We start from the raw sequence: 14,665 nt of genomic DNA on the forward strand, positions 1-14,665 counted from the left end.
AGCGCTATCAGGCGGGGCAGGGCGGCGCGCAACATGTCCAAGCCGAACCTCCTTGCCCGTCTCCCGTTTCTGCGCGATCCGATGATCGCGGTGCTGGTGGTTTCGACGCTGCTGGCTTTGGCGCTCCCGGCAACCGGCCCGCACCGCGCGATTGCGACCACGGTGTCGAATGCCGGGATCTTCGTGCTTTTCCTCGTCAACGGGATGCGTATCAGGCGCAGCGAGATCGCGCGCGGTCTGGCCAACTGGCGCTATTTCGGGCCGCTGATGCTGTTTGTGTTCGTCGGCATGGCGGCGATGGGGATGGGGTTTGCCCGCCTCGCTGACCCGCTTCTGCCGCCGCTGGTGGCGATCGGGTTCGTCTATCTAGGTTGCCTGCCTTCGACTGTGCAGTCGGCGACCTCCTACACCAGCCTTGCCCATGGCAATGTCGCGCTGTCGGTGGTCGGCGCGGCGCTGATCAATATCGCGGGCGTGTTCGTCAGCGCGCCGTTGTTCGCGCTTTTGGGCGGGGGCGGAGCGGGGGAGATCGGCAGCGAGGCGATCATTCGCATCGGGTTGATCCTGGTGCTGCCGTTCCTCATCGGACAGGCCGTGCAGGACCGCTTCATCGAGCGTGTGCAGTCCCACCGCGAACGCATCGCGTGGCTTGATCGCTCGGTGATCGGGATCGCGGTCTATGTCGCCTTTTCCGGCGCGGTCGAGCAAGGGCTGGGGACCATGTTCACCCCCGCTGATTGGGCCGTCTTGACCGGCCTCGTGCTCGCCATGTTGGGACTGGCGCTAGGTTCCGCATGGGCGGTCAGCGGCACGCTCGGCCTGCCGCGCGCAGACCGGATCGCATTTCTGTTTGCCGGATCGCAGAAGAGCGTGGCGGTGGGGGCTCCGCTCGCCGCGATCCTGTTCGCGCCGTCAGCCGCAGGGTTCGTGATCGCCCCGCTGCTGCTCTATCATCTCGCCCAGCTGGTGCTGGCCGCGCCTTTGGCTATGCGTCTGGCGCGGGGTTAGCCGCGCGTTCGGCGCGCTGGTGGCGGACCGACCACCAGAACGAAAGACCGATCAGGATCGCGCCGATCAGGCCGGTGATCGTCTCGGGGATGTGGAACACGGCCGAGACCAGCATGATCGCACCCAGCACCACGATTGCCCAGAAGGCCCCGTGTTCGAGATAGCGGTATTCTGCCAGCGTCCCCTGCTTGACGAGGTGCACCGTCATCGAACGCACGAACATCGCCCCGATCGAAAGGCCGAGCGCAATGACGATCATGTTGTTTGATAGTGCGAAGGCGCCGATCACGCCGTCGAAGCTGAAGCTTGCATCGAGGATGTTGAGGTAAAGGAACCCGCCAAACCCGCTGCGCACCACCGCGCCAGCCATGCGTGCGGCTTCCTCACGCATTTCGAGCCAATGGCTCACCGCTTCCACGGCGATGAAGGTGACAAGGCCCAGCATCCCGGCAACGAGGAAAGTGTGCGCCTCCTCGACCGGGAGCAGTGTGGAAATGCCCCACATGCCCAGCAGGAGCAGGGCGATTTCGATTGCCGGGAGGTTCGACACCTTTGACAGCGCCCGTTCGATGCTGCCGATCCAGTGGACCTCCTTGTCGGCGTCGAAGAAGAACTTCATCCCCACCATCGCGAGGAACGCGCCGCCGAAACCGGCAATGCCGATATGCGCCGAACTGACCAGCCGTTCGTATTCCTGCGGATTGTTGAGCGACAGATTGAGCGCTTCCATCGGTCCGATCCCGGCGGCAATCGCGACGATCGCAAGCGGGAAGACGATCCGCATCCCGAACACCGCAAAAGCGATCCCCCAGGTCAGGAAGCGCTTTTGCCAGACTTCGTCCATTTCCTTGAGCACCGAGGCGTTGACCACGGCGTTGTCGAAGCTGAGCGAAACCTCCAACACCGACAGGATCACAACGATCCATAGCACCTGCGCCATGCCGATCAGCGTGCCAGAACTAACGAGCCCATACCATCCGGCGAGGCCAAGGCAGATGACGGTGAAGATCAGCGAGAAGGTGTAATAACGAAGCAGCGTCTGCATGGCAGGGGCCTGAAACCTTGTGATGAGGGGAAGGGTGAGTTCAGCCCTTCTTGGGCTGGTAGGTCTGTTCTTCGCCGGGGAAGGTGCGGGAACGCACCTCCTCGGCATAGCGCGCGACGGTGCGATCTATAACACCGGCGATATCTTCATATCGCTTCACGAAGCGCGGAACTCGTTCGAACATGCCAAGCATGTCCTCGGTCACCAGCACCTGCCCGTCGCATTGTGCGGAGGCGCCGATGCCGATGGTCGGGCAGGACACCGCCTTGGTCGCGGCAATGGCGATCGGTTCGACCACGCCTTCGACGACGATGGCGAATGCTCCGGCCTTATCGAGCGCGATAGCATCGGAGACGATCTTTTCGGCTTCCGCATCGGAACGTCCGCGCGCGCCATAGCCGCCGAGCACGTTGACCGCCTGCGGAGTGAGCCCGACATGGCCCATCACCGGAATACCGCGGCTGTTGAGGAACTCGACCGTCGGCGCCATCGCTGCGCCGCCTTCAAGCTTTACTGCCGCCGCACCTGTCTGCTTCAGCAGAAACGCCGCGCTCTCGAACGCCTGTTCGGGTGAGGCTTCGTAGGAGCCGAAGGGCATATCGACCACCACCACCGAATGATAAGAGCCACGCACCACCGCTGCGCCGTGGTTCGCCATCATCTCGAGCGTCACCGGGATCGTCGAAGGCAAGCCGTAGATCACCTGGCCGAGGGAATCACCCACCAGCAACAGGTCGCAATGGGCATCAAGCAGCTGGGCCTGGCGGGCGGTGTAGGCGGTCAGCATCACCAGCGGTTCGGCTGTGACGCCGTCCTGCTTGCGGGCGCGCACGCCCGGCACAGTCAGTCGCCGCATCGGCTGCGGGGTCGGGTTCGCGCGGCTGGTGCTGGTGTCGAGCTGGAAGGTCGTGGACATGGCGAAGGCTCTAGCGGCTGTGCGCGTCGGGGGAAAGAGCGTGCTTTACGGCTTGTGTTGCGTGGCTGTTGCGCTAGCGTTGCACCCCTGACGATCGCGCGGGGGATCTGCCCGCGATCAGTGGGAGACCTATCCAGATGTTTCTTGACAGGATCAAGCCGCGCGCCGCGCAGGCGTGCAGGGGGAACTGCTAATGGCGAGCCAACCGAACCGTTCCGTTCTCCAGCGTATGTTCGCGCGCAAATCGATTGCCCAAGTCCAACGTGAAACTCAGGCAAGCGAGCTCAAGCGCTCGCTTGGCAAGTGGAACCTGCTGCTGCTCGGTGTGGGCTGCATCATCGGGGCGGGGATCTTCGTCCGCACCGGCAGCGCTGCAGCGCTCCATGCGGGGCCGGCTGTGCTGCTGAGCTTCGTCGTCGCCGGGATCGTCTGCGCCTTTGCCGGCCTGTGCTACGCCGAGCTGTCCTCCACTCTGCCGGTTTCAGGCTCGGCCTACACCTATGGCTACACCACGCTGGGTGAATTCGTTGCGTGGATCATGGGCGCCTTGCTGCTGCTCGAATACGGTCTGGCCGCATCTGTGGTGGCGGTAGGCTGGGGCGGCTATGTGGTCAGCCTGCTCGCCGACTTCGGTTTGCAGATTCCGCCACAATTTACAGGCCCTGCCGGCTACACCCTGATGCGCGACGGTGTTCCCGTTCTGGTCGATGGCCAGACCGTGACGACGCTCTTCAACCTGCCCGCCTTCCTTATCTGCATGGCGCTTGCCGGGCTGCTGGTGGTGGGCGTTTCGGAAAGCGCCAAGGTCAATAACGTCATCGTCGCCATCAAGGTGAGCGTGCTGGCCGCGTTCATTCTGGTCGGCGGGGGGATTGTGCTCAGCAAGCTTCCCGAGTTGATGTCCACCAACTGGGTTCCCTTCATTCCTGAGTATGATCCTGCTGCCAATAATGGCGAGGGCGCTTTCGGTGTTGACGGGATCATGCGCGCCGCCTCGATCGTGTTCTTCGCCTATATCGGCTTCGAGGCAGTCTCGACCGCAGGGCAGGAAGCCAAGGATCCGGCCAAGGACATGCCCTTCGGCATCATCGGTTCGCTGGTTGTGTGCACGGTGATCTACATGCTGGTCGCCGCGATCATGACGTTGTTGGTGCCTTATGGGACGCTCAACGTGCCCGATCCGGTCGCGGTGGTGGTCGACAATTTCGGCCCGACCTGGGGCTGGCTCGCAAAGGTCATCAAGATCGGTGCGATCATCGGCCTGACCTCGGTCGTGCTGGTGCTGATGTATGCCCAGACCCGCATTTTCTACACGATGGCGCGCGACGGCCTGCTGCCCAAGGTGTTCAGCCGCGTCAACAAGCGCTTCCACACCCCTGCGGTGAACACTGTCGTGGTCGGCCTGGTTACGGCGATTGCGGCGGGCTTCTTCGACATCAATGTGTTGGGTGACATGACCTCTGTCGGTACGCTTGCTGCCTTTGCGATCGTGTGCCTTTCGGTGATCTATCTCCGCCGCGTCGCGCCGGAGTTGCCGCGTGGGTTCAAGGTGCCGCTCTACCCGGTGGTGCCGGTGCTGGGCATTCTGTCATGCGCCTACCTGATCTACACGGTGCCGCCGAACGTGCTGATGTTCTTCGTGTATTACATGGTTGGCGGTGTGGTGCTGTATTTCGTCTACGGCATCCGCAACTCCAATCTGCAGCACGGCGATCCGCAGGATGACGCGCCCGATATGGGCGAGTTCCCAGGGCCGGTCGTCGACGACTGACCTGATCTTCGGGAAGGCTTTTGAAGGGCGCGGGGAGCGGATATCGCTTCCCGCGCCCTTTGCATTGCGCTTGGATCGATGTTGGAACATAATGCGAACAAATGAGTCGTTCGCCCATGCCCTTCACGCTCTCCAAAGCCTCGCCCGCGCGGGTCTTGTCGGCTGCGCTTCCCGAAGCGCGCTGGCGGCCGGGGCTTGCCGCGCATCCGTTCCATTCGGAAATCTTCGCTCCCGCAACCGAAGCGAGCGGGGCGGGGCTGGCGCTGGCCTTGGCGCGCGATGCGCTTGCTGCTGCTCGGCAGGGCGAGGATGCCCGCCATGTACTGTGGGTGCAGGACAGGAAGGCGATGCAGCTTGGCGGGCGGCCCTGTGTCGCGGGCCTGCCGTCTGACCTGCGCCACCGGCTGATCCATGTCGCAGCGAGCACCCCTGAAGACGCGCTCTTCGCGCTGGAAGAAGGCCTGAAATGCCGCGATCTTGCCTGTGTGATCGGCGAGATTGCAGGTAATCCTCGCGCACTGACTTTCACCGCCTCGCGCCGCCTCAGCCTCACGGCGGAGCGCCACGGCCTGCGGCTGTGGTTGGTGCGACTGGATGCCGAGCCCGATCTTTCCTCGGCGCGGATGCGTTGGCGGGCCCGCGCCGCGCCGTCGCCAGCGCCGCGCTGGCACCCTTCCTCCCCCGGCCCCGCCACCTGGCGCGCCGAACTGTTCCGCGCCCGTGCTCACGCGCCGGGCGCATGGATGCTGAGCGATGACACCGGAACCCTGTGCATCCGCCGCGATCATGAAGCCGATTGTGCCGCGCCGGATTTTGTCCATCTGGCTCGCCCGACTTTCGGTCGATCGCTGGCGGCGCGCGCTCGCGCCTGAGGGCCGCGCGGCTGCCGATGCCGCCCCCACTGCGCTGATCCTCGAAACCGCGCATGGGCCGCGGATCGCCGCTGCCAATGATGCCGGGCTGGCGGCCGGCGCACGTGCCGGAATGCTGCTGGCCGATGCGCGCGCGCTGTGCCCTGAACTTGTCACGGTCCCGGGTGATCCGGCGGGCGATCTGGCGGCGATCGAGAAGCTCGCCCTGTGGGCGCAGCGCTGGGGGCCGTGGAGCGCGATGGATCCGCCCGATGGCGTGCTGGTTGATGTGACCGGCGTCGCCCACCTGTTCGGTGACGAGGCGCGGCTGCTCGCCGATGTTGCCTCCGCCTTTGCCGCACAGGGGCTCGCGGCACGTGCCGCACTGGCGCCCACGGCGGGGGCTGCTTGGGCGCTGGCGCATTACGGACCGCCCGCGGCGATCCTTGCGCCCGATGATGATCCGCTGCGCCTGATGGGCGATCTGCCGGTTGCTGCGCTTCGGCTTGATGCCGATGTGCTGACGGTGTTGCGGCGGCTCGGGATCAAGCGGCTCGGGCAGCTTGCCGGTGTCAGCGGGGCGGGAGCGGAGGACCCCGCACAGGAAGCCGCCGCCCGCGACGCGTTGCGCCGCCGCTTCCGCAACCACCGCGCGCCATCGGCCAATCCGCTGCTGCGTCTGGATCAGTTGCTCGGCCGGATGCCCGAGCCGCTGCTGCCGGTCATCGAACGGCCGATGCCGCTGGTGCAGCGCCGCCTGCTCGAACCACTGCGCCACCGTGCTCCGCTCGATAGGGTGGTGACCGATCTGGCCGAGGACATGGTCCGCGTGCTGGCAGCACGGGGGGAGGGCGCGCGGCGGCTCGAGCTGGCGTTGTGGCGGGTTGATGGCGAGGTTCTGTGGCGTCGCATTGAACTCGCCGCCGCCACCCGCGAGGCATCGCACATCACCCGCCTGTTCGCCGCACGGCTTGACGATGTCGCAGCGGGGTTCGGGATCGAGATGGTGCAGCTGCGCGCGAGCTGGTGCGAGCCGCTCGCCTTTGCGCAGACCGATCTCGACGCCGCCGCTGAGCAGCACGGCACCGCGCTGGCGGCCTGTATCGATCGGCTGAGCGTGCGCCTTGGCCCCGGAGCCGTGACTCGTCCGGTCGCCCGCGCCAGCCATATCCCCGAACGCGCGCAGGCCTGGCAGCCGCCGCTTGAGCCTGTGCCGGTGGTTCAGGGCATGCTCGCGTTTCACTCTCGTCCGCTGAAATTGCTCGATCGGGCGGAGCCAATCGCGGTGCTCTATGCCTCGCCCGATGGCTATCCGCAGCGTTTTCGCTGGCGCGGCGAGGTGCGCGAGGTGGTGCGGGTCGAGGGGCCGGAGCGGATCGCGCCCGAATGGTGGCGCGAACGCTCCACCGCGCGGCTGCGCGATTATTACCGGATCGAGGATGCGGCGGGGCGGCGCTATTGGATTTACCGGCAGGGAATCGCCGGCGACGGGCGCGGCGGCGTACCCGACTGGTTCCTGCACGGGCTTTATGCCTAACGCGTCTTTACCTGGCTGCTTAGCTTTTCTTTACGGATTTGTGCGAGTTAGACCGCATGAACATGCACTCGATTCCGCGTTCGTCCGAACGCCGTGACCTTAGCCTCATGATCAAGAGCCGCGTGCGCGCGCGCGCGGTGTTCGTCGATCTGGTCGATCTGTCCGAAGGCGGCTGCAAAATCCGCGGCAAGGCCGGGTTTGCCAATGTCGGGGATCGCGTGACGATGAAGGTGGGCGAGGTCAATACTCCGCTTGGCAGCATTGCCTGGGTTGACGGGCAGTATGCCGGTGTCGCCTTCGAAGGCACCATGCACCCCGCGGTGATCGATCACCTGTGCGCGCAGCGCAGCGCCTGACCCTCCAGACCCGATCCTCTCTCCGAGACTGACCCTCTTGCAAGCTTTGCATTTTGCAGAGGAGGAAACGGAACATATAAGGAACACAGAAGGTGTTCCTGAAGGTTCCGATGGTCCAGCAAACTCTCCGCCAGAAGCTCGAAATCCTCGCAGATGCGGCGAAGTATGATGCTTCGTGCGCCTCGTCCGGCACGGCCAAGAAGAACTCGCTGGGCGGGAAAGGCGTGGGTTCGACCGAGGGGATGGGCATCTGCCACGCCTATGCGCCAGACGGGCGCTGCATCTCGCTGCTCAAGATCCTGCTGACCAATCACTGCATCTTCGATTGCCACTACTGCATCAACCGCAAGAGCTCGAACGTCGCCCGCGCACGGTTCACGCCGCAGGAGGTGGTCGACCTCACGCTCAATTTCTATCGCCGCAATTACATCGAAGGCCTGTTCCTCTCATCCGGCATCGTGAGGAGCGCCAATCACACGATGGAGCAACTGGTCGAGGTCGCGCGGATATTGCGCGAGGAACATGACTTTCGCGGCTACATCCACCTCAAGACCATTCCCGAGGCTGATACCGAGATCATCCATCAGGCCGGGCGCTATGCCGACCGCGTGTCGATCAATGTCGAGCTGCCCACCGATGCAGGCCTGACGCGGCTCGCGCCCGACAAGAACGCAGGCCAGATCGAAGGCGCGCTTGCGCGCACTAAGACGCGCATCATCGAGGCGAAAGATGAAAGGAAGCGTTTCCGCCACGCACCGCGCTTTGCGCCTGCGGGCCAGTCGACCCAGATGATCGTCGGAGCGGATGATGCCTCGGATAGCGCCATCATCGGCAAGGCGAGCCGGCTCTATGGCACCTTCGGTCTGAGGCGGGTCTATTACAGCGCCTTCTCGCCGATCCCCGATGCGAGCGCCGTGCTGCCGTTGAAGCGCCCGCCGCTGATGCGCGAACACCGGCTCTACCAGTCGGACTGGCTGATGCGCTTCTATGGTTTCGCGCCGCAGGAGGTGGCCGACGCGGCAGAGGCGGACGGCAACCTGCCGCTCGATATCGATCCCAAGCTCGCCTGGGCGCTGAAGTTTCGCGCAAGCTTCCCGGTCGATGTGAACCGCGCGCCCAGGGAGATGCTGCTCCGCGTGCCGGGACTGGGGACGACGGCGGTAGCGCGCATCCTTGCCGCGCGGCGGCACCGCACGCTGCGGCTTGATGATGTCGCGCGGCTGACAGCCTCGATTACCAAGGTGCGTCCCTTCATCTGCACCACCGACTGGCGCCCGACCTTGCTGACCGACCGCGCCAACCTGCGCCACCTGATCGCGCCGAAGGTGCAGCAGCTGGAACTGTTCTGATGCTGGAGTTGGCTTTCATCCGTTCGTGTCGAGCGAAGTCGAGACACTCCGCGCGACTGCCTCTCGACTTCGCTCGAGGCGAACGGAGGTGGGCATGACCGCGATGCAGCACGTCTCGCTCGGCTCCCACTATGCCGTGCATCTGCCTGCGCCCGATGATTTCGCCTTCTGGCGCGATCGGGCGCGGGGGCTCATCCAGTGCGATGTGCCACCCGACCGGATTTCGTGGATCGAACCGGGCGGGACGGGTGACCTCTTCGCCGCCGAAGGCCCGGCCCGTAGCGAGAAGCGTCTGCCTGCGCCGCCCGTCGACGCCCCTCCGGTGCGTGCCAGCCAGCGGTTTCTGACGCTTGCCTGCAGCGCCGCGCTGCATTCCGATGCGGCACGCTTCGGCTTGCTCTACCGCGTGCTGTGGCGGCTCCAGCGCCATCCGCGCCTGATGGAGGACAAGGCCGATCCGGAGGTGCGCCGCCTTGAGGAACTCGCCAAGTCGGTGCGACGCGATGCGCACAAGATGCACGCCTTCGTCCGCTTCCGCGAAGTCGAGCCAGAAGAAGGACACCCGGACGACCGCCCCCACTTCGTCGCCTGGTTCGAGCCCGATCACCACATCCTGCGCGCCGAGGCCGGGTTCTTCATGCGCCGCTTCGCCAACATGCGCTGGTCGATCCTCACCCCGCGCGGGAGCATCCATTGGGATGGCGAGGTGATGCGCGAAGGCCCGCCCGCGCGCCGGGAGGATGCCCCTAGCGGCGATCCGGTCGAGGCGCTGTGGCGTTCCTACTACGCGTCGATCTTCAACCCCGCGCGCCTGAAGGTCGGTGCAATGCTGTCGGAAATGCCGAAGAAATACTGGAAGAACCTGCCCGAGGCCGAGCTGATCCCGCAGCTGATCGCAGGCGCACAGGCGCGCGAGGCGGCGATGGTTGCGGCGGGCGCGCGGGCCGAGCGGGCGCGACCTGCGTCGCTGGCCGAGGTCGCGCAGGGGATTGCCGCCTGCCGCGATTGTCCGATTGCCGATTGCGGCACCCGCGCCGTGGCGGGGGAGGGGCCGCCGCAAGCCGCGCTGATGATCGTCGGCGAACAGCCCGGCGATCAGGAGGATATCGCGGGTCGCCCCTTCGTGGGGCCGGCGGGGCAATTGCTCGACGATCACCTCGCCCGCGCCGGGATCGACCGCGTGCAGGCTTACGTCACCAACGCGGTCAAGCACTTCAAGTTCGCGTGGAAGGGCAAGCACCGCCTGCACCAGTCCCCCACCGCAAAGGAGATCGACACCTGCCGCTGGTGGCTCGAAGCCGAGCGCGCGATCATCCGCCCGCGCATCGTGCTGGCGCTGGGGCGAGTGCGGCGCGCGGGCTGCTCGGCCGCACGGTCAGCGTGGCGCGCGAGCGGGGGCGGGCGATCCTGCTCGAGGATGGCACGGAGCTGTGGGTCACCGTCCACCCGTCCTATCTGCTGCGGCTCGACGGCGATGCGCGCGCGGCGCAGGCGGCGCTGTTCGCAGGCGATCTGGCGATGGTGCGCGCGCGGCTCGCGGCGGTGGCAGGGTGAGATGCCCGACGCCCCGCTCACCCATGACAAGCGCACGCTCGATATCGATCCCGATGGCGTAGCGCCCCCACCGCGCAGCGCATTCGTCGAGCTGGGGCTGGTGAGCTGCTTCAGCTTCCTGCGCGGTGCGTCGGACGCGGTCGATCTGGTGCTTGCCGCCCACGCGGCGGGCTATGACGCGATCGGGATTGCCGATGTCAATTCGATGGCCGGGGTGGTGCGCATCCACACCGAGACGAAGACGCTCAAGCTGCGACCGGTGATCGGTTGCCGGATCGAGACGGTCGAGGGGCTGGCCTTCCTCGCCTATCCTGAAGACCGCGCTGCCTATGGCCGTCTCACTCGCCTGATCAGCGCAGGACGGATGCAGACCCCCGATGGCGAATGGCAGGACAAGGGGGTGTGCCAGATTACGCTGGCGATGCTCGCGGAGCATTCCGAAGGGGTGCAGCTGATCCTGCTCCCGCCCGATGATCTGGAAGCGCGCTTCACGATTGCGGTCGAGAGCAACGTCATTCCCTTCCGTCGTCCCGGACTTGATACGGGGCCGCCTGACGACAGCGATCCCGACCTGCGCCGGGATGAGGTGAGAGAGCTGTCCTTCCCCGATCTTGTGCCCCACCTCGTGAGCCAGCTGCCGAGCCTCGGCCATATCGCGGCCAGCTACCTCTACCGCGGCGACGATATCGCGCGGATCGAGCGGTTGGATGCGCTCGCCAGCACCCACGGCCTCGGCCTGCTCGCCACCAATGATGTCCATTACCACGCGCCCGAACGCCGCGCGTTGCAGGACGTGATGACCGCGATCCGGCACAAGACTACCGTCGCCAAGGCCGGCCACCTGCTCCATCCCAATGCCGAGCGGCACCTCAAGAGCCCCGAAGCGATGCAGCGCCTGTTCGCGCGCTGGCCGCACGCGATTGCCGCAGCCCGTGCAGTGGCGGACAAGTGCCAGTTCAGTCTCGACGAATTGCGTTACGAATATCCCGAGGAGATCTACCCCGACGGCCAGACCCCGCAGGCGCATCTCGAAAGCGAGGTCTGGGCTGGAGCGGCGCGGCGCTATCCGGACAGCCTGCCGGAAACCGTGCGCGCGACGCTGGAGCGCGAGCTGGCGCTGATCGCGAAGCTCGATCTTGCGCGCTATTTTCTCACCATCAAGGACATCGTCGATTTCGCACGGGGGTGCGATCCGCCGATCCTGTGCCAAGGGCGCGGGTCAGCCGCCAATTCCGCGGTCTGCTACGTCCTCGGCATCACCAGCGTCGATCCGGCCAAGCACCAGCTCCTGTTCGACCGCTTCATCTCGGAAGAGCGGAAAGAACCGCCCGATATCGACGTCGATTTCGAGCATGAGCGGCGCGAGGAGGTGATCCAGTACATCTATCGCAAATATGGCCGCCACCGCGCCGGGCTGTGCGCCACGGTGATCCACTACCGCCCACGCATGGCGATCCGCGAGGTGGGCAAGGCGATGGGCCTGTCGGAGGATGTGACCGGCGCGCTGGCCCGTACCGTGTGGGGTGGGTGGGGGCGCGAGATTTCCGAAAAGCACGCAGCGGAAACCGGGCTCGATATCACCGATCCGCACCTTAAGCGGGTGCTCAAGCTGACCGAGCAGATGATCGGGATGCCCCGCCATCTCGGCCAGCACGTCGGCGGTTTCATCCTCACCGAAGGCGCGCTCAGCGAGACCGTGCCAATCGGCAACGGCGCGATGCCCGAGCGCTCCTTCATCGAGTGGGACAAGGACGATATCGACGCGCTGGGCATCCTCAAGGTCGATGTGCTGGCGCTGGGGATGCTGACCTGCATCCGCAAATGCCTCGACCTGCTGACCGCGCATCATGGCCGCCCGCTTACCCTCGCGACAGTCCCGCGCGAGGACCCGGAGACCTATGCGATGCTGCGCAAGGGGGATTCGCTCGGCGTGTTTCAGGTCGAAAGCCGGGCGCAGATGAACATGTTGCCGCGCCTGCGCCCGAGGGAGTTCTACGATCTCGTCATTCAGGTCGCGATCGTGCGCCCCGGGCCAATCCAGGGCGACATGGTGCATCCCTATCTCAAGCGCCGCCGGGGTGCCGAGCCTGTGCAGATCCCTGCACCAGCGCCCGAACACGGCCCGCCTGACGAGCTCACCAGCATCCTCGGGCGCACGCTGGGCGTGCCGATCTTTCAGGAGCAGGCAATGAAGATCGCGCTCGATGCGGCGAAGTTCTCAAGTCTGGAGGCCAACCGCTTGAGGAAGGCGATGGCGACCTTCCGCAGCCGCGGAATGGTCGATGAACTGCAGGACATGATGGTCGAACGCATGGTCGCGCGCGGTTATGATCGCGACTTCGCGCAGCGCTGCTTCAACCAGATCAGGGGCTTCGGCGAATATGGCTTCCCCGAGAGCCATGCGGCGAGTTTTGCGCAACTGGTCTACGTGTCGAGCTGGCTCAAGTGCCACTACCCGGCGGCCTTCGCCTGCGCGCTGCTCAATTCGCAGCCGATGGGGTTTTATGCCCCCGCGCAGATCGTGCGCGATGCGAGGGAGCACGGGGTGGCGGTGCTGCCGGTCGATGTGAATCACTCGGCTTGGGATTGCACGCTGGAGGGCGAGGGGCGCGCCCTGCGCCTTGGCCTCAGACAGATCGACGGCCTGCCCGAACACGTCGCCGCCGCGCTGGTGAGCGCGCGGGAAGGAGGCGGTGCTTACCGTGATGTAGCGGATTTGCGGGTGCGGGGAGGGCTTTCACCCTCGCATATCGAGCGGCTCGCCAGCGCGGATGCTTTCACTTCGCTCGGCCTCGCGCGGCGGCAGGCGCTGTGGGATGCGCGGAGCCTTGTCGCCGCGCCCGATCTCCCGCTGTTCCGCGCCGCCGGGGTGCGCGAGGAGGGGGCAGAGCGCGCTCACCTGCATCTGCCCGCCATGCCGCTGTCCGAGGAAGTGGTAGCCGATTACCAGACCACCCGTCTCAGCCTGAAGGCGCATCCCATGGCCTTCCTGCGCGCCGATCTGGCCGCGCGCGGCTTTGTCCGGGCGAGCGATCTGCGCGCGCGCAAGTTCCGCGCGATGGTGCAGGTCGCAGGCGTGGTGCTGATCCGCCAGCGGCCGGGTTCTGCCAAGGGCGTGACCTTCATCACGCTCGAGGACGAGAGCGGTGTCATCAATCTCGTGGTCTGGCCCGATTTGAAGGAGAAGCAGCGCAAGGTGGTGATGGGTGCGCGGTTGATGGAGGTGCGCGGGCGTGTCGAGTATGACGACGAGGTGATCCACGTGATCGCCGCCCACATGACCGATGCCACCCACCGGCTGCACGCGCTGTCGGACGATCTGCTGGATGCTCCGCTCGCGCGCGCCGACGAGGTCAACCGCCCGATGCCCGAACGCGGACCGGGCGGGCATCCGCGCGATGTCAGGGTGATCCCGAAATCACGCGACTTTCATTAGGCCGGTTCGAGCGCGTAGCCGGCCGAGCGCACGGTGCGGATCGGATCTTTCGCGCCTTCCACCTCGATGGCTTTGCGCAGGCGGCGGATGTGCACATCGACAGTGCGCAATTCGATGTCCGAACTGGTGCCCCACACTCCGTCGAGCAACTGGCCGCGGCTGAACACGCGGCCCGGGCTTTCCATGAAGAATTTCAGCAGCCTGTACTCGGTCGGCCCCAGTTGCAGCGCGCGGCCGCGGCGCTGGACCTTGTGTGCGACCGGATCGAGCTTGAGATCGCCGACCTCGATCGTCTCGCCCGCCAGAACCGGTCGGATACGGCGCATCACGGCCGCCACGCGGGCGAGTAACTCGCGGGGAGAAAAGGGTTTTGTGAGGTAATCATCCGCCCCGGTTTCGAGCCCGCGCACGCGGTCGTCCTCGGCTTCGCGGGCGGTGAGCATGATGATGGGGACGTGCGCCGTTTCCTTGTCACGGCGCAGGCGGCGGCAGACTTCGATCCCGCTCGTGCCTTCGATCATCCAGTCGAGGATGATGAGATCAGGCACTTCCTCGCTGGCGAGGATCAGCGCTTCGTCGCCGTCGCCGGTGCAGCGGACGGAATAGCCTTCGTTCTGAAAGCGATATTCGAGCAGTTCGGACAGTGCGGGGTCGTCTTCAACCAGCAGCAGTTTGGCAGCGGACATGCGAAAGATGCCTCCTCAAGCCCGCCGGTGCGGGCACTGACCCCGGCTATGTGTCACTTACACGACAGTTTGATGAAACCCGCCCCGATTTCAAGCACGCGATGGCAAAGCGGCCATGTTCCACGTGGAACATGGCCGCAAATGGAGGCTAACCGG

At 65.6% G+C, this 14,665-nt stretch carries 10 protein-coding genes and 1 pseudogene; 8 read left to right on the forward strand and 3 right to left on the reverse strand.

What is annotated here, in order from left to right; all coding sequences use genetic code 11:
* Positions 1-33 precede the first annotated feature (33 nt).
* Positions 34-1,008 carry a bile acid:sodium symporter family protein gene (locus BG023_RS08845; protein ID WP_069310118.1) on the forward strand — a complete coding sequence of 325 codons (975 nt, stop codon included), beginning with the start codon at positions 34-36 and terminating at the stop codon, positions 1,006-1,008.
* Here the strand turns inward: BG023_RS08845 and BG023_RS08850 are convergent.
* Together BG023_RS08850 and panB are read right to left on the reverse strand one after the other, a co-directional pair.
* Positions 986-2,053, reverse strand: coding sequence for a DUF475 domain-containing protein (locus BG023_RS08850; protein ID WP_190315745.1), 1,068 nt, complete (start codon positions 2,051-2,053; stop codon positions 986-988). The genes BG023_RS08845 and BG023_RS08850 overlap by 23 nt on opposite strands.
* A 40-nt stretch (positions 2,054-2,093) precedes the next feature.
* The gene (gene panB, locus BG023_RS08855; RefSeq protein WP_069310119.1) at positions 2,094-2,969 is read right to left on the reverse strand and encodes a 3-methyl-2-oxobutanoate hydroxymethyltransferase; all 876 of its coding nucleotides are present in this window, start codon (positions 2,967-2,969) and stop codon (positions 2,094-2,096) included.
* Between the two features lie 193 nt (positions 2,970-3,162).
* Here panB and BG023_RS08860 point away from each other — a divergent pair, with 193 nt between their 5' ends.
* From BG023_RS08860 to BG023_RS08885, 7 genes and pseudogenes are all read left to right on the forward strand, one after another.
* Positions 3,163-4,740 (forward strand): amino acid permease, encoded by a 1,578-nt coding sequence (locus tag BG023_RS08860; RefSeq protein WP_069310120.1) that lies wholly within the window; start codon positions 3,163-3,165, stop codon positions 4,738-4,740.
* Between the two features lie 101 nt (positions 4,741-4,841).
* Positions 4,842-5,612: a recA-like protein gene (locus BG023_RS08865; protein WP_233992967.1), complete on the forward strand. Its 771-nt coding sequence runs from the start codon at positions 4,842-4,844 to the stop codon at positions 5,610-5,612.
* Positions 5,494-7,128: a DNA polymerase Y family protein gene (locus BG023_RS08870; protein WP_233992968.1), complete on the forward strand. Its 1,635-nt coding sequence runs from the start codon at positions 5,494-5,496 to the stop codon at positions 7,126-7,128. The genes BG023_RS08865 and BG023_RS08870 overlap by 119 nt, the downstream gene beginning before the upstream one ends.
* A gap of 56 nt (positions 7,129-7,184) precedes the next feature.
* Positions 7,185-7,484, forward strand: a complete 300-nt coding sequence (locus BG023_RS08875; RefSeq protein WP_233992969.1) for a PilZ domain-containing protein — start codon at positions 7,185-7,187, stop codon at positions 7,482-7,484.
* Positions 7,485-7,594: 110 nt separating this feature from the next.
* Entirely contained in the window at positions 7,595-8,833 is a 1,239-nt protein-coding gene (locus BG023_RS08880; RefSeq protein ID WP_069311235.1) for a putative DNA modification/repair radical SAM protein, read from the forward strand.
* A 94-nt stretch (positions 8,834-8,927) separates the two neighbouring features.
* Positions 8,928-10,387 (forward strand): annotated as a pseudogene (locus BG023_RS14555) (UdgX family uracil-DNA binding protein).
* 1 nt (position 10,388) lies between these two features.
* Positions 10,389-13,823, forward strand: coding sequence for an error-prone DNA polymerase (locus BG023_RS08885; RefSeq protein ID WP_069311236.1), 3,435 nt, complete (start codon positions 10,389-10,391; stop codon positions 13,821-13,823).
* Here the strand turns inward: BG023_RS08885 and phoB are convergent.
* Positions 13,820-14,509, reverse strand: coding sequence for a phosphate regulon transcriptional regulator PhoB (gene phoB, locus BG023_RS08890; protein ID WP_069310122.1), 690 nt, complete (start codon positions 14,507-14,509; stop codon positions 13,820-13,822). The two genes, BG023_RS08885 and phoB, sit on opposite strands and share 4 nt — an antisense overlap.
* Between the last annotated feature and the right edge of the window lie 156 nt (positions 14,510-14,665).

It is taken from the genome of Porphyrobacter sp. LM 6, assembly GCF_001720465.1.
Classification (GTDB): domain Bacteria; phylum Pseudomonadota; class Alphaproteobacteria; order Sphingomonadales; family Sphingomonadaceae; genus Erythrobacter.

Bases quoted from the DNA above. Each gene is read 5' to 3' on its own strand.
- BG023_RS08870 (WP_233992968.1), top strand. From the start codon at position 5,494: ATGACACCGGAACCCTGTGCATCCGCCGCGATCATGAAGCCGATTGTG.
- BG023_RS08885 (WP_069311236.1), top strand. From the start codon at position 10,389: ATGCCCGACGCCCCGCTCACCCATGACAAGCGCACGCTCGATATCGAT.
- panB (WP_069310119.1), bottom strand. From the start codon at position 2,969: ATGTCCACGACCTTCCAGCTCGACACCAGCACCAGCCGCGCGAACCCG.
- BG023_RS08850 (WP_190315745.1), bottom strand. From the start codon at position 2,053: ATGCAGACGCTGCTTCGTTATTACACCTTCTCGCTGATCTTCACCGTC.
- BG023_RS08880 (WP_069311235.1), top strand. From the start codon at position 7,595: ATGGTCCAGCAAACTCTCCGCCAGAAGCTCGAAATCCTCGCAGATGCG.
- phoB (WP_069310122.1), bottom strand. From the start codon at position 14,509: ATGTCCGCTGCCAAACTGCTGCTGGTTGAAGACGACCCCGCACTGTCC.
- BG023_RS08875 (WP_233992969.1), top strand. From the start codon at position 7,185: ATGAACATGCACTCGATTCCGCGTTCGTCCGAACGCCGTGACCTTAGC.
- BG023_RS08845 (WP_069310118.1), top strand. From the start codon at position 34: ATGTCCAAGCCGAACCTCCTTGCCCGTCTCCCGTTTCTGCGCGATCCG.
- BG023_RS08865 (WP_233992967.1), top strand. From the start codon at position 4,842: ATGAGTCGTTCGCCCATGCCCTTCACGCTCTCCAAAGCCTCGCCCGCG.
- BG023_RS08860 (WP_069310120.1), top strand. From the start codon at position 3,163: ATGGCGAGCCAACCGAACCGTTCCGTTCTCCAGCGTATGTTCGCGCGC.